General features: G+C 73.8%; 17 protein-coding genes and 2 pseudogenes. 5 read left to right on the top strand and 14 right to left on the bottom strand.

The genetic code is table 11. From position 1 onward, the window contains the following. Positions 1 to 421 precede the first annotated feature (421 nt). Complete coding sequence (locus ACGFYH_RS00690; RefSeq protein ID WP_393800944.1) at positions 422 to 3,568, top strand: DNRLRE domain-containing protein; 3,147 nt, start codon at positions 422 to 424, stop codon at positions 3,566 to 3,568. Positions 3,569 to 3,703: 135 nt separating this feature from the next. After that, complete coding sequence (era, locus tag ACGFYH_RS00685) at positions 3,704 to 4,657, top strand: GTPase Era (RefSeq protein ID WP_393800943.1); 954 nt, start codon at positions 3,704 to 3,706, stop codon at positions 4,655 to 4,657. A 163-nt stretch (positions 4,658 to 4,820) separates the two neighbouring features. On the opposite strand, the gene ACGFYH_RS00680 is transcribed toward era, so the two are convergent. The 3 genes and pseudogenes from ACGFYH_RS00680 to ACGFYH_RS00670 form a co-directional block, all read right to left on the bottom strand. Further along, positions 4,821 to 5,954, bottom strand: coding sequence for a carbohydrate kinase family protein (locus ACGFYH_RS00680; RefSeq protein WP_393801499.1), 1,134 nt, complete (start codon positions 5,952 to 5,954; stop codon positions 4,821 to 4,823). A gap of 260 nt (positions 5,955 to 6,214) precedes the next feature. Next, the gene (locus tag ACGFYH_RS00675) at positions 6,215 to 7,561 is read right to left on the bottom strand and encodes a glucarate dehydratase family protein (protein WP_393800942.1); all 1,347 of its coding nucleotides are present in this window, start codon (positions 7,559 to 7,561) and stop codon (positions 6,215 to 6,217) included. Further along, positions 7,558 to 8,084: pseudogene (locus ACGFYH_RS00670) on the bottom strand (dihydrodipicolinate synthase family protein). Before ACGFYH_RS00670 ends, ACGFYH_RS00675 begins: the two are co-directional and overlap by 4 nt. Positions 8,085 to 8,209: 125 nt before the next feature. Between ACGFYH_RS00670 and ACGFYH_RS00665 the strand changes: the two are divergent. Beyond that, positions 8,210 to 8,494: pseudogene (locus ACGFYH_RS00665) on the top strand (helix-turn-helix domain-containing protein); the annotation flags it as partial. 173 nt (positions 8,495 to 8,667) lie between these two features. On the opposite strand, the gene ACGFYH_RS00660 reads toward ACGFYH_RS00665, so the two are convergent. From ACGFYH_RS00660 to hrcA, 9 genes are all read right to left on the bottom strand, one after another. Further along, on the bottom strand, positions 8,668 to 9,666 hold the full coding sequence (locus ACGFYH_RS00660; RefSeq protein WP_393800941.1) for an adenosine deaminase: 999 nt from the start codon (positions 9,664 to 9,666) through the stop codon (positions 8,668 to 8,670). A gap of 20 nt (positions 9,667 to 9,686) precedes the next feature. After that, positions 9,687 to 10,592, bottom strand: coding sequence for a ribonuclease Z (locus ACGFYH_RS00655; protein WP_393800940.1), 906 nt, complete (start codon positions 10,590 to 10,592; stop codon positions 9,687 to 9,689). 15 nt (positions 10,593 to 10,607) lie between these two features. After that, positions 10,608 to 10,961: a histidine triad nucleotide-binding protein gene (locus tag ACGFYH_RS00650; RefSeq protein WP_393800939.1), complete on the bottom strand. Its 354-nt coding sequence runs from the start codon at positions 10,959 to 10,961 to the stop codon at positions 10,608 to 10,610. Between the two features lie 177 nt (positions 10,962 to 11,138). After that, on the bottom strand, positions 11,139 to 14,336 hold the full coding sequence (locus ACGFYH_RS00645; protein WP_393800938.1) for a S41 family peptidase: 3,198 nt from the start codon (positions 14,334 to 14,336) through the stop codon (positions 11,139 to 11,141). A gap of 92 nt (positions 14,337 to 14,428) precedes the next feature. Next, a complete protein-coding gene (locus tag ACGFYH_RS00640) occupies positions 14,429 to 14,947 on the bottom strand; it encodes a hypothetical protein (protein ID WP_393800937.1) in 519 nt (172 codons plus the stop codon). A 247-nt stretch (positions 14,948 to 15,194) separates the two neighbouring features. Beyond that, positions 15,195 to 15,944: a 16S rRNA (uracil(1498)-N(3))-methyltransferase gene (locus ACGFYH_RS00635; protein ID WP_393800936.1), complete on the bottom strand. Its 750-nt coding sequence runs from the start codon at positions 15,942 to 15,944 to the stop codon at positions 15,195 to 15,197. Further along, entirely contained in the window at positions 15,941 to 17,026 is a 1,086-nt protein-coding gene (locus ACGFYH_RS00630) for a nitronate monooxygenase (RefSeq protein WP_393800935.1), read from the bottom strand. Before ACGFYH_RS00630 ends, ACGFYH_RS00635 begins: the two co-directional genes overlap by 4 nt. A 120-nt stretch (positions 17,027 to 17,146) precedes the next feature. After that, positions 17,147 to 18,283 carry a molecular chaperone DnaJ gene (dnaJ, locus tag ACGFYH_RS00625; RefSeq protein ID WP_393800934.1) on the bottom strand — a complete coding sequence of 379 codons (1,137 nt, stop codon included), beginning with the start codon at positions 18,281 to 18,283 and terminating at the stop codon, positions 17,147 to 17,149. Next, positions 18,284 to 19,300 carry a heat-inducible transcriptional repressor HrcA gene (hrcA, locus tag ACGFYH_RS00620; RefSeq protein WP_393800933.1) on the bottom strand — a complete coding sequence of 339 codons (1,017 nt, stop codon included), beginning with the start codon at positions 19,298 to 19,300 and terminating at the stop codon, positions 18,284 to 18,286. A gap of 171 nt (positions 19,301 to 19,471) precedes the next feature. On the opposite strand from hrcA, the gene ACGFYH_RS00615 reads away from it, so the two are divergent. Further along, a complete protein-coding gene (locus ACGFYH_RS00615; RefSeq protein ID WP_393800932.1) occupies positions 19,472 to 20,206 on the top strand; it encodes an MBL fold metallo-hydrolase in 735 nt (244 codons plus the stop codon). Positions 20,207 to 20,240: 34 nt separating this feature from the next. After that, positions 20,241 to 21,038, top strand: a complete 798-nt coding sequence (locus tag ACGFYH_RS00610) for a DUF3097 domain-containing protein (protein ID WP_393800931.1) — start codon at positions 20,241 to 20,243, stop codon at positions 21,036 to 21,038. Positions 21,039 to 21,264: 226 nt separating this feature from the next. Here ACGFYH_RS00610 and hemW read toward each other — a convergent pair whose 3' ends face one another. Together hemW and ACGFYH_RS00600 are read right to left on the bottom strand one after the other, a co-directional pair. After that, entirely contained in the window at positions 21,265 to 22,497 is a 1,233-nt protein-coding gene (gene hemW, locus ACGFYH_RS00605) for a radical SAM family heme chaperone HemW (protein ID WP_393800930.1), read from the bottom strand. A 44-nt stretch (positions 22,498 to 22,541) separates the two neighbouring features. Further along, positions 22,542 to 24,971, bottom strand: coding sequence for a SpoIIE family protein phosphatase (locus ACGFYH_RS00600; RefSeq protein ID WP_393800929.1), 2,430 nt, complete (start codon positions 24,969 to 24,971; stop codon positions 22,542 to 22,544). Positions 24,972 to 25,035 lie beyond the last annotated feature (64 nt).

The raw sequence follows: 25,035 nt of genomic DNA, 5'->3' as shown, positions 1-25,035 counted from the left end.
GCGACTCCCACCCAGGCAACGAATGTGCCCGCACCCTCTGACAGGAGCGCCTCAGGCTTCAAGATCGATAAATCGACCCCGCACTCAGTTGCTGTGATGCGCAGCACACCTGATGTCGCGTCAGAACATCACTTTTCGTGACTGGCTAGATGTACGGCGAGAAACCGTACTCTTCGCCACACAACAGGTGATCAAAAGCCGTACATCCGGCACCCGAATCCCGATCACTCATGGTCACGGAATGGTCGTAACAAACTCATAAATTATTCATACATGGACGGCTCGTGCGGATCATGTGATCGTGTGCGCGCCCATGCCCCGCGGCCCGCCGTCCGGGGCCGTCCGTGCTGCCCCCATCCGCCTGGTCCACACGGGAGTGACCACCGCCGTGTCCGCGCCGCCCCGTTTTCTCAGCCCTTTCGTGCGCACGCGCACCAGGCTGACCCTCACCCTCGGCCTCGTCCTGGCCGCCCTGACCGCCACCCTGCTGCCGTGGTGGCTGCCCGACGACTCACCCGCCCCACAGGCGAACCGGTCCGCGGACGCCGAACCCGCGGCGACCGGCCCCCGCGACGAGGCCGCCGCCGTGTCCGAGGCCCGGCGCACCCGCAAGCAGGTGCTCGTCGACACGGCGACCACCGCCACCTCGCGGACCTGGGCGCTGCCCGACGGCAAGATGCGCACCGAGATGACCGCGCTGCCCAAGCGGGTGAAGAACGCCGAGGGGGCGTGGGCACCGATCGACAACCGGCTGCGGCGGACCGGGAAGGCCGGTGACACCCTCGGTGTCCGCCCGGCCAACCCCGCGATGCCCGTGCGGTTCTCCAGCGGCACCCCCGGCGGGAAGAACCGCGCGGACCGCTCCTACGCGCGGGTGCCGCTGGCCGGCGGGCCCGCCGCGCGGGAGACCGTGCTGGCGGAACTGGACATCGACGGCCACACCGTCGCCTACACCTGGCCGGGCGAGCTGCCCGAGCCGGTGCTGGACGGCCCCAGGGCCCTGTACCCGGAGGTTCTGCCGGGCGTCGACCTGCTCCTGGTGGCGCGGGAGGAGGGCGGGTTCGCCCAGCTGCTGATCGTCAAGAACCGTGAGGCCGCGCGCAGCCAGGCGCTGACGAAGGTCTCCTACGGGCTGCGCTCCCGCACGGCCGTGTTCCAGTACGCCGAGGACGGCAGCCGCGTGATGGTGCTCGACGGCGCGGGCAAGGAGATCGGCTCCGTTCCGACGCCGTTCGCCTGGGACTCGAGCGGCCGTGATCCCGAGCTGCCCGAGAGCGAACAGCGCACCTCCGTCGCCACGCCGGCCGACGTTCTGAAGCTGTCCGGGCTGAGCGGCATCGAGCCCGGGGCTCGGCAGACCCAGCTGCGGGTGCGCCTGGCGGGCGACCGGACGAAGTCGGCCCGGATGGACCTCGGCCTGGGCGAGTCGGACCTGCTCACCGGCGCGGACACCCGCTTCCCGGTGTTCGTCGACCCGACCCTCAACGGTTCCTGGCAGGCGTGGACGGTGGCGTACAGGCCGTACCCGAACACCAGCTTCTGGAACGGCACCAACTTCAGCTCCGGCACCTCGGACGCCCGCGTCGGCCACGAGGACGAGACGAACGGCACCGCACGCTCCTTCTGGCGCATGAAGTTCAGCAGCAGCCTGAAGGGCGCGACGGTCTCCGACGCGAAGTTCAAGGTGCTCAACAACCACTCCTGGTCCTGCACGAAGCGAGAGTTCCAGTTCTACCTGACCGGGGCGATCTCCTCCGGTACGACGTGGAACAAGCAGCCCAGCTGGGCCACGCGGCTCGCCAAGCAGTCGTTCGCGCACGGCTGGTCCTCCAGTTCCTGCCCGGACGAGTACGAGTCGTTCGACGTGGACGCCGCCGCCCAGAAGGGTGCGACCAACGGCTGGTCGAACATCACCTTCGGCATGCGGGCCACCAGCGAGTCGGACACGCAGACCTGGCGGAAGTTCCGGGCGACCTCGGCGACACTGACGGTCGACTACAACCGCAAGCCGGGCGAGCCCACCGGCGGCAAGACGTCGCCCGGTGGCGCCTGCTCGCCGGCCCCGGGCGCGGGCGTGACCATCGGCAAGACCGACATCACCATCTCGGCGAACGCCAAGGACCCGGACGGCAACCTGGAGAAGCTCCAGTTCCGCTTCTGGAAGACCGGCGGAACCCCGGTCACCTACAACAGGACGCCGGACTCCGGTGGCACCGCCAGGCTGGTCGTCTCCACCGCGTCCCTGGCGGACAGGACCACCTACTCGTGGGACGTGCGCGCCGTGGACAGCGACGACGCGGCCTCCACGTACTTCCCACCGGGTACCGAGCCCTGCCGGTTCACGATCGACGCCACGGCACCGCCGCAACCCGAGATCGAGAGCGCCGACTTCCCGCAGGCCACCCCCAACGGCGAGACCTGGTCGAAGGTCAAGTTCGGATCGGCCGGCTCGGTGACCTTCACCTCTGCGGGCGCGGCGAAGTTCCAGTACGCGATCGAGGGCCTGGACTGGGTCTACGTGACGGCGGACGCCTCCGGCAAGGCCACCCTGCCCGCCCTGAAGCCGCCGCACGCCGGTCCGAACTGGCTCAACGTGTACGCCTACGACGCGTACGGCAACCGGAGCGTCCGCTCCGACTACACCTTTTACGTACCACCGCGGGACACCGCCGACGCACCCGGTGACACGGGCGGCGACGGGGTCCCCGACCTGCTGATCGTGGACGCCAACGGCAACCTGTTCAACTGCGTGGGCAACGAGGGCGGCGAACTGTACGGCTGCCTGGGCGCCGCCTACACCAAGGACGACAACTCGTCCGAGGCGAAGCTGCACCCGCCGAACCACTGGTACGACCCGGCCACGGGCAAGTCCTCGCTGATCACCCACTACGCGGACACCTACCCCGGCGACGGCGCCACCGACCTGTTCGCCGTCACCCCGGACGGCCGGTTCTGGCTCTACCCCGGTGACGGCTACGGCAGCTTCGACGTGGGCGAGCGGATCAGCGTCCGGCTGCCCGCGGGCGTCCCCGCCCCGTCGACCTGGACGCAGATCAAGGCGGTCGGCGACATCACCGGCGACCGGCACCCCGATCTGGTCCTGCGGGCCGGCGCCGAGTTCTGGACACTGTCCGGATACACCGGTGCCGCCTTCCAGACGGCCACGCTGATGAACGACGACGCCTGGGCGCGGCGGGAGATCGTCAATGTCGCCGACATCAACGGCGACAAGACCCCCGACCTGCTCTGGCGCAACCTGGACAACGGCAACATGTACGTCCGGCACGGCAAGCCCGGTCCGGTCAGCGGCAGCGTCGACCTCGTCTCGCTCAAGCTCGCCGCCGGGTCCCTCGACGGCGACGTGCCCTACGGCTCGGGCTGGACCGAGTCCAACGTGCCGACCGCCATCGGCATCCCCGACGTCAGCGGCGACGGCATCCCCGACCTCTGGGCCCGCCTGGGCTCCGACGGCCAGACGCGCGTCTACTACCCGTCCAGGACCGACACGAACCGAGCGGTGAAGGTCGTCCTGACCGTGGACTGGAACGCGGTCAAGGCCTTCGGCTGACTCCACCGCCATCGCGCCTGCCCAGCCCGGCCCCTCCCCCTCCGGAGGCGGCCGGGCTCGGCCGTTCCCACGGTGCGCGAGCCCTGGGGCGACCGTGGTACGGCGGGGCTTCGCGGATCAGGGACAATGGGCGCCATGAGCGTTCGTACCCAGTCATCCGAAGAACCGGCCGAGGCTGTTCACCGGGCCGGCTTCGCCTCCTTCGTGGGCCGCCCCAACGCGGGCAAGTCCACCCTCACGAACGCTCTGGTCGGGCAGAAGGTGGCGATCACCTCGAACCGCCCCCAGACCACCCGGCACACCGTACGGGGCATCGTGCACCGCCCGGAGGCTCAGCTGATCCTGGTGGACACCCCCGGGCTGCACAAGCCGCGCACGCTGCTGGGCGAGCGGCTCAACGACGTGGTCCGCGCGACCTGGGCCGAGGTGGACGTCATCGGTTTCTGCCTCCCGGCGAACGAGAAGCTGGGCCCCGGTGACCGCTTCATCGCCAAGGAGCTGGCCGGGATCAGGAAGACCCCGAAGGTCGCGATCGTCACCAAGACCGACCTGGTGGACTCCAAGACCCTGGCCGAGCAGCTGATCGCGATCGACCAGCTCGGCAAGGAGCTGGGCATCACCTGGGCGGAGATCGTCCCGGTGTCCGCCACGGCCAACCAGCAGGTGGACCTCCTGGCCGACCTCCTCACCCCGATGCTGCCCGAGGGCCCCGCGCTCTACCCCGAGGGCGATCTGACCGACGAGCCCGAGCAGGTCATGGTGGCCGAGCTGATCCGGGAGGCCGCGCTGGAGGGCGTACGGGACGAGCTGCCGCACTCCATCGCGGTGGTCGTCGAGGAGATGCTGCCGCGTGAGGACCGGCCCGCCGACAAGCCCCTGCTGGACATCCACGCCAACGTTTTCATCGAGCGCCCCAGCCAGAAGGGCATCATCATCGGCCCCAAGGGCAAGCGACTGAAGGACGTCGGCATCAAGTCCCGCAAGCAGATCGAGGCGCTCCTCGGCACGCCGGTCTTCCTGGACCTGCACGTGAAGGTCGCCAAGGACTGGCAGCGCGACCCGAAGCAGCTGCGGCGCCTCGGGTTCTGACCGGCCCGACCGGCTGCCACACGTCGGCGCTCCCGGACCGGACAACACGCCCGCCACGCGGCGGCGGCCGCACATCGACGCAGCCAGGACCCGCACGTGAAGGTCGCCGAGGACTGGCGGCGCGACAGGCGGCTGTGGCGGCTCGGCTTCTGAGGGGCTCCGGTCAGGCCGGGCGGCGGAAGCCGATGGTCGGGACCGCGCGGCGCAGGGGCCAGGAGCCGGGCGGGACGTCGGGGACGAGGCCGGCCAGGAAGGCGTAGCGGCGCAGGGCCGTCGGGTCCTGGCCCTCGACCGACTGGACCTTGCGCCACCAGGTGGCGATCTCGCACCAGCCCGGCGCCGACAGCGAGCCGCCGAACTCCTGGACGGACAGGGCGGCGGTCAGCCCGGCGAAGGCCAGGCGGTCGGCGAGCGGCCAGCCTGCCAGGGTGCCGGTGACGAACCCGGCGACGAAGACGTCCCCCGCGCCGGTCGGGTCCAGGGCCTCCACCTCGATGGCCGGCACCTCGGCGCTCTCCCCCGTACGCCGGTCAACGGCGTAGGCGCCGTCCGCGCCGAGGGTGACCACCGCGAGCGGCACGTGCGCGGTCAGGGCGTGCGCGGCGGCGCGGGGGCAGGTGGCGCCGGTGTAGCGCATGGCCTCCTGCGCGTTCGGCAGGAAGGCCTCGCAGTGCGCGAGGTCGGGCAGCCCGGCCAGGTCCCAGGCGCCGGTGTCGTCCCAGCCGACGTCGGCGAAGACGCGGGTGCCGCGCGCGGCGGCCTGGGCGATCCAGGGGGCCCGGACGCCGGGCGTGAGGGAGGCGACGGCGGCGCGGGCGCGCGGCGGGCAGTCGGGGGACGGTTCCCCGGGCGGCGGCTCGTGACCGTGGGAGACCATCGTGCGCTCTCCCTCGTACGCCATCGAGACCGTCACCGGCGAGTGCCAGCCGGGCACGGTGCGGGACGTGGACAGGTCGATGCCCTCGCCCTGCGCGAGCGCGTCCCGGCAGTAGTCGCCGTAGTGGTCGTCGCCGAAGGCCGCGGCCAGCGAGGTGCGCAGGCCGAGGCGGGCCAGCGCGGTCGCCATGTTCGCCACGCCGCCCGGGCTCGACCCCATCCCGCGTGCCCAGGACTCGGTCCCGCGCACCGGGGCGGAGTCGAGCCCGGTGAAGACGACGTCGAGGAAGACGGTGCCCGTCAGGTACACGTCCCAGGGCGGGTCCTGCGGGGTGCGCAGGGCGGCGAGGGGATCGGCCTCGGGCCGGCGGTGCGGTCCCTCGCTCTGGGTGTGGCGGTGCGTTCTCTCGTCGGCCGGCATGACGGGCATGGCGGGCACGTCGGACGCGGTGGACACGGTGGACGCTGTCACGGTGCGCTCCCTGGCATGGTGCGGACCCCGCCAGTGTGCACCACGCCACCGGCTGTCCGGCGGTGCCCGGCGTGCGGTGTCAGGCCGTGGCCGGTCCGGAGTGCGCGCTGCGGGCGGCGCCCGGGGCTCTCCGGTGCCGCGCTTCGGGACGGGTGGCACCGCGGACACGGGCGGCTACGGTCGCGGCAGGGGAAGGGGGGACCGGCGGCTCACCAGCGGGGCACGGGCGGGGTGACCCACTCGGGGGCGGCGATCCGCATCGCGGCCGCGTCGTCGCGGTCGCGCAGCGTGCCGTCGTCGTCGCGCCAGCGGCGGTGGAGGAACTCCAGCCTGTCGCGGTCGAGTTCCACGCCGAGGCCGGGGGCGTCGGAGACGGTGACCTTGCCGCCGTCGAAGGTGAGCCGTTCGGTGAGGACGTCCTCGGACTGCCAGGGGTAGTGGGAGTCGCAGGCGTGGTGGAGGTTCGGCACGGTGGCCGCCACATGGGTCATGGCGGCGAGGCTGATGCCGAGGTGGGTGTTGGAGTGCATGGACACCCCGACGTCGAAGGTGCGGCAGACGGCGGCGAGTTGCTGGGTGTTGCGCAGCCCGCCCCAGTAGTGGTGGTCGCAGAGCACGACCTGGACGGCGCCCTTGGCGAACGCCTCCGGGATCTCGGCGAACGTCGTCACGCACATGTTGGTGGCGAGCGGCACGCCCGCCCGTCGCCCACCACCACCCTTGCCCGAGGCGCTTCGCGCCGCACCTCCCGTCCCCGCGGCGACCTCGGCCATGGCCGGGGTGCCCAGCGCGGGGTCCTCCAGGTACTCCAGGACGTCCCCGAGTTCCGCGGCGACCCGTAGCGAGGTCTCCACGGACCAGGCGCCGTTGGGGTCCAGGCGCAGCGGGTGCCCGGGGAAGGCCTCGGCCAGGGCCCTGATCGCGGCGATCTCCTCGTCGGGCGGGAAGACGCCGCCCTTGAGCTTGAAGGAGGTGAAGCCGTACCGCTCGGTGAAGGCACGGGCCTGCCCGACCACGCCGGCCGGGTCGACGGCGGCGCCCCAGTCGTCCTTCTCCGACGCCACGCCCTCGGGGTGGGCGGCCCACTTGTAGAAGAGGTACGCGCTGTACTCGACGGCGTCGCGCACCTTGCCGCCCAGCAGGGCGTGCACGGGCAGGCCGAGCGCCTTGCCGAGGGCGTCGAGGCAGGCGACCTCGAAGCCGGAGACGACGGACAGGCGCAGCTTGTCCGCGGTCTGGACGCCGCGCAGCCCGCCGACGTCGACCTGCCCGGAGACCCGTGCGGAGTCGACGGCCACCTCGTCGGCCAGGACGAACAGGGCGTTGAGGTCACTGACCTGACGGCCGACCAGCTTCTCGGCGAACGGGCGGGCCGGCTCCAGGTACTTGGTGTCGCCGTAGGTCTCGCCGACGCCGGTGATCCCGTCGGCGGTCTCCACCTCGATGATCAGCCGGGGGGTGTACGGCTGGTGCACGCCCTGCGTGTTGAGCAGGGGCGGGTCCGCGACGAGGATCGGCGTGAGGCGGACGGCGGTGATGGTGAGGTCGCGGGTCACAGGGTGGCTCCTACGAGGTCGAGTCCGGCGGTGAGCGGGGTCTTCGGTGCGGCCGGTTCGGCGGCCGTGAGGTCGGTGAGCGGGGCGCGCGCGGGGCCCACCGGGCAACCGCGCGGCCGGGCCGCCGCCTTCACGAGGGACACCCCGTATCCGGGGACGCGGTCGCGCAGTTCGACGAAGGGCAGGTGCAAGTCGCGCGGCAGCTGCCGGCCGGGGTTCCGGCGAGGACGGGCACCCGCCCGGCCGTCTCCTCGACGGCGATGGTGACGACCCGCCGGTGCTCGTCCTCGTCGAGGGAGATGAACTCGCCGGTGCCGCGGGCGGGGAAGAGGGCGCCGGGTCCGGCGGCGAGCCGCTCGGCGACGTGGGCCCGGCAGCCGTCGGGATCGAGGGAGCCGTCCTCGCGGAAGCTGGTCAGCGGGAAGGACAGCACGCGCGTCGCCATGCCCCGCGCCAGCCGCCGGACCACGGCCGCCCGGTCGGTGCCTGTGCCGGTGCCGGTGCCGGGGTCCACGCGCCTCATCTCCACTGGCCTCGCTGCCCCTCGACGGTCTCCGTATGTAGATGTCATCCACGTATGAAGATGGAGATTAGGTAGGTGACCGTCGGGCGTCAATGGGCCGAGGGGCCTCCGTCTACGATCGGCACATGTCCGAGACCGGGGGCGCGGCAGGCGGCGTCCGTGAGGTGAAGTCCGCGGCGCGCACGGTGGAGCTGCTGGAGGTGCTGGCCGCGCGCGGGGACCGCCCGGCGCGGCTCCGGGAGCTGGCGGCCGGGCTGGGGGTGCCGCGCAGTTCGATGTACGCACTGCTGCGGACCCTGATCTCACGCGGCTGGGTGCGCACCGACTCCACCGGCTCGCTGTACGGCATCGGCACCCACGCCCTGCTCACCGGCACCAGCTACCTCGACCCGGCCGCGCTGGTCGCCGCCGCCACCGGCACGCCCAGCGGTGCGGTGCCCGAGGTCGGCGCCGTGGAGCAGCCGGTCGTGGAGACCGACGTGGAGGCCCCGGCCAGGGCCGTCCAGGGCGCCTACGACACCTCGGGACCCCCGGCAGGCGGCCGCACCGGGGTCAGGGCCGGGCTGAGCCCGGCGCGCGGCGGCTACGCGGCGGGGAACTCGTAGGCCGCCACCTCGGCCAGGCAGCGCGCCCGCAAGTCCTCGTCGTCCTCCAGGAACGAGGCGAGGAAGGAGTTGCGGGCCAGCTCCCGCAGCCGGTCCTCGGTCAGGCCGAGGGCCGCGCGTACGGCGTCGAAGTTGTCGCCCGCGTAGCCGCCGAAGTAGGCCGGGTCGTCGGAGTTGACCGTGCACATCAGGCCCGCGTCGAGCATCGCGGGCAGCGGGTGGCCGGCGAGGGTGTCGACCGTGCGCAGCCGCACGTTGGACAGCGGACACAGGGTGAGCGGGACGCGCTCGCGCACCAGTCGCTCGACCAGCGCCGGGTCCTCCACCGAGCGCAGCCCGTGGTCGATCCGCTCGACGCCGAGGACGTCCAGGGCCTCGGTGACGTACTCGGGCGGTCCCTCCTCGCCCGCGTGCGCGACCCGGCGCAGCCCGAGGGCGGCGGCCGCCTCGTACACCGCGCGGAACTTGACCGGCGGGTGGCCGACCTCGGCGGAGTCCAGGCCGACGCCGGTGATGCGGTCCAGGTACGGCTTGGCGGCGTCCAGCGTCTCCAGGGCCGACTCGGCGGACTCGTCGCGCAGGAAGCAGAGGATCAGCCGGGTCGAGACGCCGTGGTTCTCCCGGCTGCGGCCCAGCGCCCGCCACAGCCCCTCCACGACCGTGCCCATCTCCACGCCCCGGGCCAGGTGGGCCTGCGGGTCGAAGAAGATCTCGGCGTGCCGGACGCCCTGCGCGGCGGCGCGGGCGAGGTAGGCGTTCGCGAGGTCCTCGAAGTCCCGCTCGGTGCGCAGGACGGCCATCAGCCCGTAGTACAGGTTCAGGAAGGACTGGAGGTCCTCGAAGCGGTACGCCTCGCGCAGCGCGTCCTCGTCCGCGTACGGCAGGGACACGCCGTTGCGGGCGGCCAGCGCGAAGGCCAGCTCGGGTTCCAGGGTGCCTTCGATGTGGAGGTGCAGTTCAGCTTTGGGCAGGGGCATCGCAGCATCGTACGGCGGTTTCACCGACGTTTCGGAACCGGGACGCGGGTGAGGTCGCGGGCCACGGTCAGCTCGCCCGCGTAACCGGCCGACCTCGCCTGCCGCTCGAACTCCCCGGGGTCCGGGTAGCGCTGGCTGAAGTGGGTCAGCACGAGGTGCCGTACGCCCGCGTCCCGGGCGGCCCGGGCCGCCTGACCTGCGGTGAGGTGACCGTGGTCGGTGGCGAGGGCCTCGTCCTCGTCGAGGAAGGTGGACTCGATGACCAGCAGGTCGCAGCCCTCGGCGAGGACCTGCACGCCCTCGCACAGCCGGGTGTCCATGACGAACGCGAACCGCTGGCCGCGGCGCGTCTCGCTGACCTCGTCGAGCGGGACGCCGTTCAGCGAGCCGTCGCGCTGGATGCGGCCGACGTCGGGGCCCTTGATGCCGTGCGCGGCCAGGCGGTCGGGCAGCATGCGGCGGCCGTCGGGCTCGGTGAGCCGGTAGCCGTACGACTCGACGGGGTGGGACAGCCTGTGGGCGTCCAGGGTGTAGGCGGGGGTGACCGCCAGGGGTCCGTCCGTGTCGACCGGCGCCTCGGTGAGGGCGACGGTCTCGCGGTAGGCGGTGGCGTACCGCAGGCGCTCGAAGAAGCGCCGGCCGGAGCGCGGGTAGTGGGCGGTGATCTCGTGCGGCACCCGGTCCAGGTTGACACGCTGGATGACACCGGCGAGGCCCAGGCTGTGGTCGCCGTGGAAGTGCGTGACGCAGATCCGGTTCAGGTCGTGGGCGGCGACCCCGGCGCGCAGCATCTGGCGCTGCGTGCCCTCGCCGGGGTCGAACAGGATGCCCTCGCCGTCCCAGCGCAGCAGGTAGCCGTTGTGGTTGCGGTGCCGGGTCGGGACCTGGCTCGCGGTGCCGAGGACGACCAGCTCACGTACGGACACGGTGCCTGTCCCGGCCTATCCGGGGGGCCATTCGAGACCGCGTCCGCCGAGGACGTGGGCGTGCGCGTGCCAGACGGTCTGACCGGCGCCGCCGCCGGTGTTGAAGACGGTGCGGTAGCTGTCCAGCCTCTCGTCGTCGGCGACGGCCCGGGTCTCGCGCAGGACGTCGGCGGCCAGCTCCGGGGCGGCGGCGGCCAGCGCGGCGGCGTCCTTGTGGTGGGCCTTGGGGATCACCAGGACGTGGGTGGGGGCCTGGGGGTTTATGTCCCGGAACGCGACGGTCGTGTCCGTCTCGCGGACGATCGTCGCGGGGATCTGGCCTGCGACGATCTTGCAGAAGAGGCAGTCGTCCTGTGGCTCACCCGTCATGGGGGCTCCTTACGGTGGTGATCTTCTGTGGGCATCGTATCCACCGGGCCGCGGCCGGGCGTCCCCCTCCAGCGCCCGCACGCCCTGGAAGGCGTCCCGGGGGCGGCGCGGGCGGACGCGGGCGGCACCCCGTTCCGCCGGGCCGCCACCCGCCGCGGCGGGCCCGACCGCCCGCGCTCAGGGCAGGGCCGGCGGGGTCTTCGCCGGAGTCTCCTCCAGCGCCGCCAGCGCGAGCCGGACCGCCTCGTCCAGTTGAGGGTCGCGGCCCGCCGCGTGGTCCTGCGGGCGCTGGGGGACCTCGACGTCCGGATCGACGCCGTGGTTCTCCACGCCCCAGCCGTAACCCTCCAGCCAGAACGCGTACTTCGGCTGGGTGATCAGCGTGCCGTCGACCAGCCGGTAGCGGCTGTCGATGCCGATGACGCCGCCCCAGGTGCGGACGCCGACGACCGGCCCGATGCCGAGCGCCTTGATCGCGGCGTTGACGATGTCGCCGTCGGAGCCGGAGAACTCGTTGGCGACGGCGACGACCGGCCCGCGGGGCGCGTCCTGCGGGTAGCTGGTCGGCCGCATGCCGCGCGGCAGGTCCCAGCCGACGATCCGCCGGGCCAGCTTCTCCACGACCAGCTGGGAGGTGTGCCCGCCGCGGTTCTCGCGGACGTCGACGACCAGGCCCTCCCGGATCACCTCGACGCGCAGGTCGCGGTGGATCTGGGCCCAGCCGGGCGCCTGCATGTCCGGGACGTGCAGATAGCCGAGCCGGCCGGCGGACTTCTCGTGGACGTAGGCGCGGCGGTCGGCGACCCAGGCGTGGTAGCGCAGCGGCTCCTCGTCGGCGAGCGGGACCACGACGGCGTGCCGCACCTCTCCGCCGCCGGACGGCGAGACGGTCAGCTCGACCGGCTTGCCGGCGGTGCCGACGAGCAGCGGTCCCGGCCCGGTGACCGGGTCGACGGCCTGTCCGGCGACCGCGACGATCGCGTCCCCGGCGCGCACGGCGACACCGGGTGCGGCGAGCGGGGAACGGGCGTCGGGGTCGGAGGTCTCCGAGGGCAGGACGCGGTCGATGCGCCAGGTGCCGTCCTCGTGGCGGGAGAGGTCGGCGCCGAGCAGGCCCTGCCGCGCGCCGGAGCCGTGGGCGCCGCGCGGGGTGACGTAGGCGTGCGAGGTGCCGAGTTCGCCGTGCACCTCCCACAGGAGGTCGACCAGGTCGTCGTGGGTGGCGAGGCGGTCGAGGACGGGCCGGTAGCGGTCCAGGACGCCGTCCCAGTCGACGCCGTTCATGTCGGACCGCCAGAAGTGGTCCCGCATGATGCGGCCGGTCTCGTCGAACATCTGCCGCCACTCCGCGGCCGGTTCGACGGTCTGCCGGACCCGGCCCAGGTCGACGGTGATGTTGGTGTCGCTGTCCTCGTCGCCGGAGGCCCGCCGGTCGCTGGGGACGACCTTGAGCCGCCCGTCGGTCCACAGCAGCACCCGTTTGCCGTCGCCGCTCACCTCGAAGTGGTCGGCGTCGCCCGCGAGGTGCTCGACGCGCTGCTGGGCGAGGTCGTACCGCTCCAGCTCGGTGTTCGGGTCCGGGTCCTCCGGGTTGGCGCGGGAGGCGCCGAGGACTCCGGTGAGCGGGTGACGCAGCCACAGGACGCCGTCCTTGGCGGCGCGCAGCCGGGAGTAGCGGGCGGCCTCGACCGGGAAGGGCACGATGCGGTCGGCGAGGCCCTCGATGTCGATCCGGGTGGTGGGGGTGCCCTCGCTGTCGGGGGTCTCCTCGCGGTCCGGGGTCTCGAAGGGGCGGCCGTGGCGCTGCGGACCGAAGGGCGAGGGGGTGGTCGCGGCGAGCGTGATCAGGTAGGGCCGGGCGCCCTCGACGAAGGCGAGGTCGAAGACGTGCTCGTCGTAGACCGGGTCGAAGGAGCGGGTGGAGAGGAAGGCGAGGTGCTTGCCGTCCAGGGTGAAGGCCGGCGAGTAGTCCTTGAAGCGCAGCGGCGTCGCCTCGCTCACCGACAGGTCGGTGGTGTTGGCGAGCCTGAGCTGGCGCAGCGGGTCGGGGCCGGGATGGGACCAGGCGAGCCAGGACGAGTCGGGCGAGAAGACGAGGCCGGAGGCGTCGCCGTGATCGCTGCGGTCGACCTCGCGGGCCTCGCCGCTCTCGCGCTCGACGAGCAGGACCCGCCCGTCGTGCGAGGCGACGGCGACGCGGCTGCCGTCGGGGGCCACGGCGAGATTCAGGACCCGGCCGAGCTGCCCGGCGGCCAGGCGCCGCGCGGTGGCGCCCGGGGCGAGTCCCGTGGCGGGCGCGAACTCCAGGGCGTCGTCGCCCTCGGCGTCCGTCACCCACACCACCCACTCCTCGCCGTCGGCGCGGAAGGTGCGCGGCAGCCGGGTGCGGACGCCGGGCGTCACGGCCAGCGCGCGGGCCGGTCCGGCACGGTGGGTGACCCAGTGCACGCCGCCGCGTACGGCGACGGCACTGCCGCGCGCGGTGTGGTCGGGGGACGCGGAGCCGAACCAGCGGGCGGCGTTGACCGGGAACGGCTGGAGGTCGACGCGGGCGCCGCCGAGCCGGACGCCGAGCCGGCGCGGCTCGGCCCCGTCGAGGTCGTCCAGCGTCCACAGTTCACCGGCGGACGAGTAGACGACGCGGGTGCCGTCGCCGGCGGCGTGCCGGGCGTAGTAGCCGTCGAGGGGGGTGTGCCTGCGCAGGTCGGAGCCGTCGGCGAGGGAGGAGTAGAGGGCGCCGGTGCCCTCGTGGTCGGAGAGGAAGGCGATCCGGTCGCCCGCCCAGAAGGGGTACTCGATGTTGCCGTCGAGGTCGGCGTGCAGCCGGACGAACTCGCCGTCGTCCTCGGCGTCGATCCACAGCTTGCCCGCCGTGCCGCCCCGGTAGCGCTTCCACCAGGCGGCCTCGCGGCCCATCGGCGTGGACAGCAGCACGGTGTGCGGCCCGTACGCGACGTCACCGACGGGCCCGTACGGCAGGGTGGTGGCCGGTCCGCCGTCGAGCGGGACGGCGCGGGCCCAGGTCCGGCGCAGACTGGCCTCACCGTGGGTGCTGAGGGCGAGGACCCGGCCCTCGGCGGTCCAGCCGCGTACCTGGGTCCTGACGCTGCCCCAGTGGGTGAGGCGCTGGGCGGGGCCGCCGTCGACGGGCGCGACGTGCACCTCGGGAGCGCCGTCGCGGGTGGAGGTCCAGGCGACCGTGGTGCCGTCGGGCGAGATCCGCGGGTGGTTCACCGGCACGTTGTCGGCGCTGACCCGCCAGGCCCGGCCGCCGTCGAGCGGGGCGAGCCACACGTCGTCCTCGGCGGTGAAGGCGACCAACTCGCCGTGCGGGTGCGGAAAGCGGAGGTAGGCAGGCGCTGCGGGCTGTGTCACCCCCTCACCCTATGCAGCGGCACGGCCCGCCGACAGAGGTTTGGATCACTTCCCGGCCGAGGGCGGCCGGTGATCGTGCACCTCCCTCCGGGCTATTTGCCCTCCACCGGCCGGCAGTGCGGGTCGTCCGGGCACCAGATGGTGCGGGTGACGGTCACGGTGGGGCCCGGCCCGTGCGGGGAGGGCCGGTTCCCGTCGGGCGGGGCGCTCGTGGCGTCGCAGTTGCCCAGCCCCTTGACGCGGAACCACTCCTCGCCGTCCACCTCGGCGGTCAGGTTCCCGCGTACGCAGGCGCCGTTGACGACCCGGGTCACCTTGCCGTCGACGGTGATGTCCTTGCCGGTGTCCGTCCTCCCCTCGCAGTGGACGGAGGCGACGGTGTTCTCGGCCGCCGAGGCGGTGGTGCCCTTGTCGCCGTAGGAGGCGGTGCAGGTGAGCCAGCGCACCTCCGCCTTCTGCCGCTCCAGTTCGCGGGTCACGGTCCGGTCGGTCGTGTAGGCGACCGACGCGGAGCTCAGGCCGCCCGGCTCGCACGCGACGACACCGCCGACGGCGACGACCGAGCCGACGACCACCGGAGCCACGCGCCGAATCCGTCTCAATGCCCCCATGGAGGGCAGCGTGCCACCGGTGCGGGACCGGCGGTAGGGCGCATACGGCCACTCCTCACGACCGCGGACGGGTGGGCAACGACCGCGGGCGGCGCAGGCTCGTCCCGGACGAACGGACCACCTGCCCGCGGAGCCACGGGCGGAAACGGGGCGGCGACGGGCGAACCGGATGGCTGGGAGCTGTTCCCGGCGGCCGTCGCCCCGGCCGACACCGCGGACGGCTGACGGGGGCCGGCGGCCGGGGCCGTCAGGACCAGCGGCCGGTGCGGGCCAGGAGTACGGCGGTCGCGGCGGTGCCCGCGGTGGAGGTGCGCAGGACGCTGCGGCCCAGCCGGTAGGGCTTGGCACCGGCCGCGGCGAAGAGGGCCAGTTCCTCGGGGGACACGCCCCCTTCGGGGCCGACCACCAGCACGATGTCGCCACCGGTGGGGAGTTCGACGGCGGACAGCGGTTCCTCGCCGCTCTCGTGGAGTACGGCGGCGAACGCGGCGTCGGCCAGAAGTGAGGCGACCCGCTTGCTCGTCGCCGCGTCCGCGACGTCGGGGAAGCGGACCCGGCGGGACTGCTTGCCGGCCTCCCGGGCCGTCGCCCGCCACTTGCCGAGCGCCTTCAGGCCGCGCTCGCCCTTCCACTGGGTGACGCACCGGGACGCCGCCCAGGGCACGATCGCGTCGACCCCGACCTCGGTCATCGTCTCGACGGCCAGCTCGCCGCGGTCGCCCTTGGGCAGGGCCTGGACGACGGTGATGCGGGGCTGCTCCGCGGGCTCCTCGCGCACGCCGTCCACGACGGTGACGACCAGCCGGTCCTTGCCCTCGGCGGCCTTGACCACGCCCTCGGCCCGGCGTCCGCGTCCGTCGGTGAGGACGACGTCCTCACCGGCCCGCAGCCGCTTCACGGAGACGGCGTGCCGCCCCTCGGGGCCGTCGAGGACGTACTCCCCCGCGGGCAGGTCCTCCGGGCGCAGGGAGCCGACCACGAACACCGGTGCCGTCATCGGGCGCCGCCTCCCGTCGCGTAGTCCGACAACGCTGTCCCGGCGGCGGCGAGTTCGGCCACCAGTACCTCCACCAGCTGTCCCGCGGGCAGTTCGCGGGCCATCCGGTGCCCCTGTCCCGCCCAGAGCGCCAGGCCCTGCGCGTCGCCCGCCTTCGCCGCCGCCTTGCGCACCGGCGCGGTGAGGTGGTGCACCTCGGGGTAGGCGGCGGGGGCATAGGGGCCGTGCTCGCGCAGGAAGCGGTTGACCAGGGCGCGGGCGGGGCGGCCGGAGAAGGCGCGGGTGAGTTCGGTGCGGACGAACAGCGGGTCGGTCAGTGCCTGCTTGTGCGGGGCGTGCGCGCCGGACTCGGGGGTGGGGAGGAAGGCGGTGCCGAGCTGGGCCGCGCTCGCGCCCGCCGCGAGGACGGCGGCGATCTGGCCGCCGCGCATGATGCCGCCTGCGGCGACGATCGGCAGGCTCACCGCCTCCCGGGCCTGGGCGACCAGCGACAGCAGTCCGGTTCCGGCGCCGCCGGTGTCCGGGTTGTCCCGGTGGGTGCCCTGGTGGCCGCCGGCCTCGGTGCCCTGCGCGATCACGGCGTCGGCGCCGGCATACTCGACGGCCCGCGCCTCCTCCACGGTGGTCGCGGTGACCAGGGCGAAGGTGCCCACCCGGTGCAGGGCGTCGACGGCCTCGCGGCTCGGGACGCCGAAGTGGAAGGACACCACCGGCACGGGGTTGTCCAGCAGTACGGCGAGCTTGGTGTCGTAGCCGTCGTCGCGGGGGCTGTCGGGGTCGCCGAGCTCCGTCTCGTACCAGGCGGCCTCACCGGCCAGCTGGTGGGCGTAGACACCGACGGCGGCGGGGTCGGCCGTCTCCGGCTGCGGCAGGAAGAGGTTGACGCCGAAAGGGCGGTTCGTCAGCCCCCGCAGCTGCTTGATCTCCTGGTACATCCCGTCCGCGGTCTTGTACCCGGCGGCCAGGAATCCCAGCCCTCCCGCCTCGGACACCGCGGCCGCGAGCCGTGGCACGGAGACGCCGCCCGCCATGGGCGCCTGCACGATCGGGTAGGGGAAAAGATCGGTCAGTGCGGAGGACATGACGGCATGTTGTCACGTCCTCCGCACAAGTCCGAATCCGGGCTTCCGTTGGCATACGCCAGAAGCATCCGCCTCGTGAAGAGCCCGGCGACGGCCCGTTGGGCCTTCCGGACACCGGGCTCAGCGCCCGTTGAACGCGTCCTTCAACCGGGAGAACAGCCCCTGCTGCCCGGGTTGGAACTGTCCCGTCGGACGCTCCTCGCCACGGAGCTTGGCCAGCTCACGCATGAGGCGTTCCTGTTCGGGGTCGAGCTTGCCGGGGGTCATGACCTCGACGTGGACGATGAGGTCGCCCCGGCCGCCGCCACGCAGGTGGGTGACGCCCCGGCCGTGCTTGGGGATCGACTGGCCGGACTGGGTGCCCGGGCGGATGTCGACCTCCTCCATGCCGTCGAGGGTCTCCAGCGGCACCTTCGTGCCGAGGGCCGCCGCCGTCATCGGGATGGTGACCGTGCAGTGCAGGTCGTCGCCGCGGCGCTGGAAGGTCGAGTGGGGCAGCTCGTGGATCTCGACGTACAGGTCACCGGCGGGACCGCCGCCGGGGCCGACCTCGCCCTCGCCCGCGAGCTGGATCCGGGTGCCGTTGTCGACACCGGCCGGGATCTTCACGGTCAGGGTGCGCCGGGAGCGGACCCGGCCGTCGCCCGCGCACTCGGGGCACGGGGTCGGGACGACGGTGCCGAAGCCCTGGCACTGGGGGCAGGGGCGGGAGGTCATGACCTGGCCCAGGAAGGACCGGGTGACCTGCGAGACCTCACCGCGGCCGCGGCACATGTCACACGTCTGGGCGCTGGTGCCGGGCGCCGCGCCCTCGCCGTTGCACGTGTTGCAGACGACCGCGGTGTCGACCTGGATGTCCTTGGTCGTACCGAAAGCGGCCTCGTCCAGCTCGACCTCGATGCGGATCATCGCGTCCTGGCCGCGGCGGGTGCGCGAACGCGGTCCGCGCTGCGACGCCGTACCGAAGAACGCGTCCATGATGTCCGAGAAGTTCCCGAAGCCACCCGCGCCGAAGCCGCCCGCGCCACCGCCGGCGGCCTGCGAGAGGGGGTCGCCGCCGAGGTCGTAGACCTGCTTCTTCTGCGGGTCCGACAGCACCTCGTAGGCGGCGTTGATCTCCTTGAACCGCTCCTGGGTCTTCGGATCGGGGTTGACGTCCGGGTGCAGCTCGCGGGCGAGCCTCCGGAACGCCTTCTTGATCTCGTCCTGGGAAGCGTCGCGGCGCACGCCGAGTACGGCGTAGTAGTCCGTGGCCACCTACGACTCCGCCAGGATCTGTCCGACGTACCGTGCCACTGCGCGTACCGCTCCCATCGTTCCCGGGTAGTCCATGCGGGTCGGTCCGACCACGCCGAGCTTGGCAACCGCCTCGCCGCCCGAACCGTAGCCCACCGACACGACGGACGTGGAGTTGAGTCCCTCGTGGGCGTTCTCATGACCGATACGGACGGTCACGCCCGGATCCTTCGCCTCACCGAGCAGCTTGAGGAGCACGACCTGCTCCTCCAGCGCCTCGAGTACGGGCCGGATCACCAAGGGGAAGTCGTGCCCGAAGCGGGTCAGATTGGCGGTGCCGCCGATCATCAGCCGCTCCTCGTTCTCTTCGACCAGCGTCTCCAGGAGAGTGGAGAGCACGGTGGAGACCGTACCGCGATCCTCGGCCCCGAATGCCTCGGGCAGGTCCTCGACCAGGCCGGGCACGTCGGTGAAACGGCGCCCGGCGATCCGGCTGTTGAGCCGCGCCCGCAGATCCGCCACCGACGTCTCACCGAACGGCGCCGGGCAGTCGACCATCCGCTGCTCGACCCGGCCGGTGTCCGTGATCAGCACGAGCATCAGGCGCGCGGGCGCGAGCGAGAGCAGCTCCACGTGCCGCACGGTCGAGCGGGTCAGCGACGGATACTGCACGACGGCGACCTGCCGGGTGAGCTGCGCGAGCAGCCGCACCGTGCGGGCCACCACGTCGTCGAGGTCGACGGCGCCCTCCAGGAAGTTCTGGATGGCACGCCGCTCGGGCCCGGTCATCGGCTTGACGCCGGCCAGCTTGTCGACGAAGAGCCGGTAGCCCTTGTCGGTCGGGATGCGCCCGGCGCTGGTGTGCGGCTGGGCGATGAACCCCTCGTCCTCCAGGGCCGCCATGTCGTTGCGCACGGTGGCCGGGGAGACGCCGAGGTTGTGCCGCTCGGTGAGGGCCTTGGAGCCGACCGGCTCCTCGGTGCCGACGTAGTCCTGGACGATGGCGCGCAGCACCTGGAGCCTGCGTTCACTGAGCATCCGCGCGCACCTCCAGCTGTCGTCCGGCCGGCGTCCGGCCGGTCCCGCCTTGCCTGTACCACTGTCAGTCCTGGCACTCACGGCGCGCGAGTGCCAGACTTCCCCGGGCCAGTGTACGGCCGTGGGGTACGCCCCCGGCAAGGCCGGTGCGTTGCCGTTAGCGTCGTCGCCGTGACGGTGACTTGGGAAGAGCTGGGCTGGGAGCGGCTGGCGGACGGGGTGGGGCGGTGCAGGCTGCCGGGGTGGGACTGCACGGCCGGGCTGGTCGTCGGGGCGGACGCGGCGCTGATGGTCGACGCGGGGTCGAGCCTGGACGAGGGCGCCCGGTTGCGCGAGGGAGCGCGGCGGCTCGCCGGCCGCCGTGTGACGCATCTCGCGCTGACCCACCCGCATTTCGACCACGTCCTCGGCGCCGCGGCGTTCGCGGGCGCGGAGGTGTACGGCGCGGTGGGCACGGACGCGCTGTTCGCGCCGGGCGGACACGGGCGGGAGGCACTGCGCTCGGACGCGGTGGCGGAGGGGCTGGACGCCCGGTCGGCGCGGGAGGCGGCCGACGCGCTCGTCCCCGTCCGGCACGAGGTCCGCGGCGAGCGCGCGCTCGACCTGGGCGGCGGCCGACGGGTGCTGCTGGCCGAGGTGGGACCCGGGCACACCGGTCACGACCTCGCGGTGCTGGTGCCGGGCGCCCGTGCGGTCGTGTTCTGCGGCGACCTGGTCGAGGAGTCCGGTGAGCCGCAGGCGGGCCCCGACGCCGTACCGGCGTGCTGGCCGGCCGCGCTGGACCGGCTGCTGGGCCTGGGCGGTGACGACGCGCTGTACGTTCCCGGTCACGGAGCGGTGGTGGACGCGGGCTTCGTCCGGGCCCAACGGGACGCGCTGGCCGCCCGTTTCGGCGTGTCGCGCTGATCACGGCGCGCGGACTCCTCGTATCGTCGTCAGAATGCGCCAGTACTCCGCCGACCTGACCCCTCCGTGGAAGAAACCGCAGCCCGTTCCCGAGGTCCCGGCCGATCCCGGCCTGGTGGTCGAGGAGCCAGGCACCGGCTTCTGCGGCGCGGTGACCGGCTGCGAGGCGGGCACGGTGACCCTGGAGGACCGCTTCGGCAAGCACCGGGTCTTCCCGATGGAACCGCGCGGCTTCCTGCTGGAGGGGCGGGTGGTGACGCTGGTGCGGCCGTCCTCCGGGCCGGTGCGGCCCTCCCGTACGGCGTCCGGTTCGGTCGCCGTCCCCGGCGCCCGCGCGCGGGTGGCCCGCGCCGGGCGCATCTACGTCGAGGGGCGGCACGACGCCGAGCTGGTCGAGAAGGTGTGGGGCGACGACCTGCGCGTCGAGGGCGTGGTCGTGGAGTACCTGGGGGGCGTGGACGACCTGCCGTCGATCGTGGACGACTTCGCGCCGGGTCCGGACGCGCGGCTGGGGGTCCTGGTGGACCACCTGGTGCCGGGGTCGAAGGAGTGGCGGATCGCGGAGGCGGTGACGAGCGAGCACGCGCTGGTCGTCGGTCACCCGTACATCGACATCTGGGAGGCCGTGAAGCCGTCGTCGGTGGGGATCGACGGCTGGCCCGGGGTGCCGCGCGGGCAGGACTGGAAGACGGGGGTGTGCCGGGCCCTGGGGTGGCCGTCCGAGACGGGCGCGGTGTGGCAGGCGATCCTGGCGCGGGTCGGCTCGTACAAGGACCTGGAGCCGGAGCTGCTCGGGCGGGTGGAGGAACTGATCGACTTCGTGACGGCGTGAGTCCTCGAACGCCGGACGGGCTCGATCCAGCCCGTCCGGCGCTCGAGGCCGAGGCCGAGGCCGTTCGAGGACGGGGCGGGGTCCGGGACGCGGCCGTTCAGGCCGAGGCCAGGTCTGGGGCGCAGCCGTTCAGGCCGAGGCGGTCTGGGGCGCGGCACCGCCGGGAATGGGGAAGGGCGGCGGGAACGAGAACGGGGAAGGGGCGGCGGGGGCGAGAAAGGACCGGTCAGTCCACCAGGTCCCGCACCACCGCGTCCGCCAGCAGCCGCCCGCGCAGCGTGAGCACCGCGCTCCCCGCCTCGTACGCCCCCTCCTGAAGGAGCCCGTCGGACAGCGCCCGCCGCGACGCCACGAGCCCCGCCTCCCGCAGCAACGACAGCGGGACTCCTTCCCGCAGGCGCAGTTCCAGCAGGACGCGCTCCACACGCCGGTCCTCGTCCGTCAGGATCTCCCGCCCGGCGCCCGGCGACCTCCCCGCCGCCAGTGCCGCCGCGTACGCGCCGGGGTGCTTCACGTTCCACCACCGCACGCCACCCACGTGGGAGTGCGCCCCCGGTCCCGCACCCCACCAGTCGGCGCCCCGCCAGTACAGCTCGTTGTGCAGGCAGCGCCCCGCGTCGGAGGTGGCCCAGTTCGACACCTCGTACCAGTCGAAGCCCGCCGCCGACAGGGTCTCCTCGGTGATCAGGTACCGGTCGGCGTGCACGTCGTCGTCGGTCATCGGGACCTCGCCGCGCCGGATGCGCCGGGCGAGCCGCGTGCCCTCCTCCACGATCAGGGCGTACGCGGAGACGTGGTCGGGTCCGGCGCCGAGCGCCGCGTCCAGCGAGGCCCGCCAGTCGTCGTCGGACTCGCCGGGGGTGCCGTAGATCAGGTCGAGGTTGACGTGGTCGAAGCCCGCCGCGCGGGCCTCGGCGACGCAGGCCTCCGGGCGGCCCGGGGTGTGGGTGCGGTCCAGGACCTTCAGGACGTGCTGCCGCGCGCTCTGCATGCCGAACGAGACCCGGCTGAAGCCGCCCTCGCGGAGGGTGGCGAGGTACGCCGGGTCGACCGACTCGGGGTTGGCCTCCGTCGTCACCTCGGCATCCGGCGCCAAGCCGAACTCGTCCCGGACCGCTCCCAGCATCCGCACCAGGTCACCGGCGGCCAGCAGCGTCGGTGTACCGCCGCCGACGAAGACCGTGCGGACCTCGCGGGGGTCGTCGCCGAGCACCTTGCGGGCCAGGCGGACCTCGTCGGCGAGCGTCTCGGCGTAGTTGTCGCGGGAGGCGAGAACGCCACCGGTGCCGCGCAGCTCGGTCGCGGTGTAGGTGTTGAAGTCGCAGTAGCCGCAGCGGGTCGCGCAGTACGGCACGTGCAGGTAGAAGCCGAGGGGGCGGTCGGCGGCCCCGGCGAGCGCGGGCGCGGGCAGGGCGCCGTCGGCGGGGACGGGCTCGCCGTCGGGGAGTGCGGAGGGCATGCGTTCCATTGTCCCGCACCCGGGCGCGTCCCCCGCCCGTGGGCTCACTGAGCCTGGAGCACCAGCAGCGCCAGGTCGTCCTCCGGAGGCCGGGGCCCGAAGTCGTGCACCAGCCTCCTGATGCGCTCGGCGACCAGCTCGGCGTCGAGGCCCACGCACCCGGCCAGCGCCGCGGCGAGCCCGTCGCCGTCGTCGAACTGGCGGGAGCCGCTGCGCCGCTCCGTGACCCCGTCCGTGACGCACAGCAGCGTGTCGCCGGACCGCAGCTCGAAGGTCTCGCTGGTGTACGTCGCGTCCTCGACCACCCCGAGCAGGGTCTGCGGGCGCGCGACCGCGCACACCGCGCCGTCGGGTGCGAGGAGCAGCGGCAGCGGGTGTCCGGCCGACGCGAGGGTGCAGTGGACGCCGCCTTCGAAGGGGGCCAGTTCGCCGTAGAGCAGGGACAGGAAGCGGGTCTGCGGTCCGTCGCCCGGGGCAACCGGTGGGCCGCCGGCGGCGACCAGGGCGCGGGCGGCGGCGTCGGCGGCCTCGGTGGCGTCGTCGAGCAGGAGCTGGTTGAGGCGGTCCAGGACGTCGGGGACGCCGTACTCCTCGCGGGCCAGCAGCCGCAGCCAGGGCCGGGCCAGCCCGATGACGACGGCCGCCTCGGGGCCCTTGCCCTGGACGTCGCCCACGGCGAAGCACCAGCGGCCGTCCCCGGCCGGGAAGAGGTCGTAGAAGTCTCCGCTGGGGCCGCCCTTGTCGCACGGTTCGTAGACGAGGGCACTGCGCACGCCGGGGATCTCGGCGACGGCGCCGGGCAGCAGGCCGCGCTGCAGGACGGCGCTGATGGTGGCCTGCCGCGCGTACTGGCGGGCGGCGCCGATGGCGAGCGCCACCCGGCGGCTGAGATCCTCGACCAGGCCGGTGATCTCGTCGGGGAAGCCGGAGTCGCCGGCCCGCCCGATGACCAGGGTGCCCAGCGGCCTGCCGCCGGCGACCAGACGGTAGGCGAGCGCGGCGCCGTGCGTGCCGTCCGGGCCGAGTGCCCCGCCGGGCCAGGGGTGGCCGACCGGACCTGAGCGCCACGGGTCGCGCGGGCGGGGCGGGTCCTTCTCCAGTGCCGCGCGCAGCTCGTCGAGGTGCCCCTCCCCGGCGTGCCACACGCGGGCCAGCCGTGCGCCCACGGCCGCGCCGGGGTCGTCGCTCCAGGCGCCCCGGCCCAGCGACTCGTCCTCCAGCCACACCCCGCACCAGTCGGCGAGCCGGGGCACGATCAGCTGGCCGGTGAGGGAGGCGACCAGATCCTCGTCGAGCTGCCCGGCCAGGAGGTCGGAGGCCTCGGCGAGGAACGACAGCGCGCCCCGGCCCAGCCACTCCCGGTCCCGCACACCACGCCGGCCGGCCCCGGACACGTCGCCCCGGCCCTCCGGACCGCCCGCTCCGCCGGCCCGGTCCGCTCCGCCCGGCCGGCCCGCTGCGTCCACCCGGTCTGCCGCGTCCACCCGGTCTGCCGCGCTCCGCCGATCCGGTCCGCCGGGGCGGTCCCCGCCATCCGTCCGGTCCGCTCCGTCCTGCCGGTCCCCGCCACCCGGCCGGTCCGCTCCGTCCTGCCGGTCTGCGCCACCCGGCCGGTCACAGTCTCCGGCGTCCTCCGTCGGCGGACGGACGACCGACGCTTCGGCGGGGCGTACCCCGGGTCGCCCCGCCTCGTACGCCTCCACCTGGTCCGTAGTCCCGGGAGCCCCGTCGGCCCCCGCGGCGCCGGCCGACCCACCGGCCCCCGAAGCAGCACCGCCCCCGCCGAACCCCGCAGCACCGTCGCCCCCACCGAACCCCGTGGCACCGTCGCCCCCACCGAACCCCGCAGCACCGTCGCCCCCACCGAACCCCGCAGCGCCGTCGCCCCCGGCGAACCCGGCACTGGTGCCCGGCACGGCGCCCTCAGCGGCGCCCGCGCCGTCGGCGGCCCACGTGCCGGCGGCGGTCCCCGCACCGTCGGCCGGCAGACGCGCCCACACCGTCTTGGTGCCCGGGCGGTACGTGATGCCCCAGGCCTCCGCGAGGGCGGCGACGAGCCGCAGGCCGCGCCCGTACTCCGCGGAATCGTGCGGCGTCTCGTGGTCCCCGCACCTCGGGGCGCGGGAGGGGTGCTGGTCAGTGGCCTCGACGACAAGGGTGCCGGTCTCCTCCACCCGGAGGCCCACCTCGACGTCGGTGCCGGCGTGCACCACGGCGTTGGTGACCAGCTCGCTGACGACGACCAGGGCGTCGGCGGCGACGTGCTCGGTCAGCTGCTCCGTGCCGGGCACCCCGAGCGCGGACCAGTCGGCGAGCGCGGCCCGCACCATCTCACGGGCGGCACCCGGCGCGAGGGAGCTGCCGAGCAGGGACACCTGCGCCCGCGCGCACTCCGGGGCGGATACCCCAGCGGTGTGCGCGGGCGCCGCGCCTGCGCGGGAGGCGGTCTCCCGCTGCATCGGAATGGCCCCCATGCACGTCTCCCCGGGCAGTTCGCGCGAATCCCTCGCAGTCATTGCCGACAGAGTGACAGACCGG

Origin of the sequence: Streptomyces sp. NPDC048392 (genome assembly GCF_043200575.1) — a bacterium.
GTDB lineage: Bacteria > Actinomycetota > Actinomycetes > Streptomycetales > Streptomycetaceae > Streptomyces.
The sequence above is the reverse complement of the archived record's forward strand: the minus strand, read 5'-3'. Positions and strand labels throughout refer to the sequence as shown.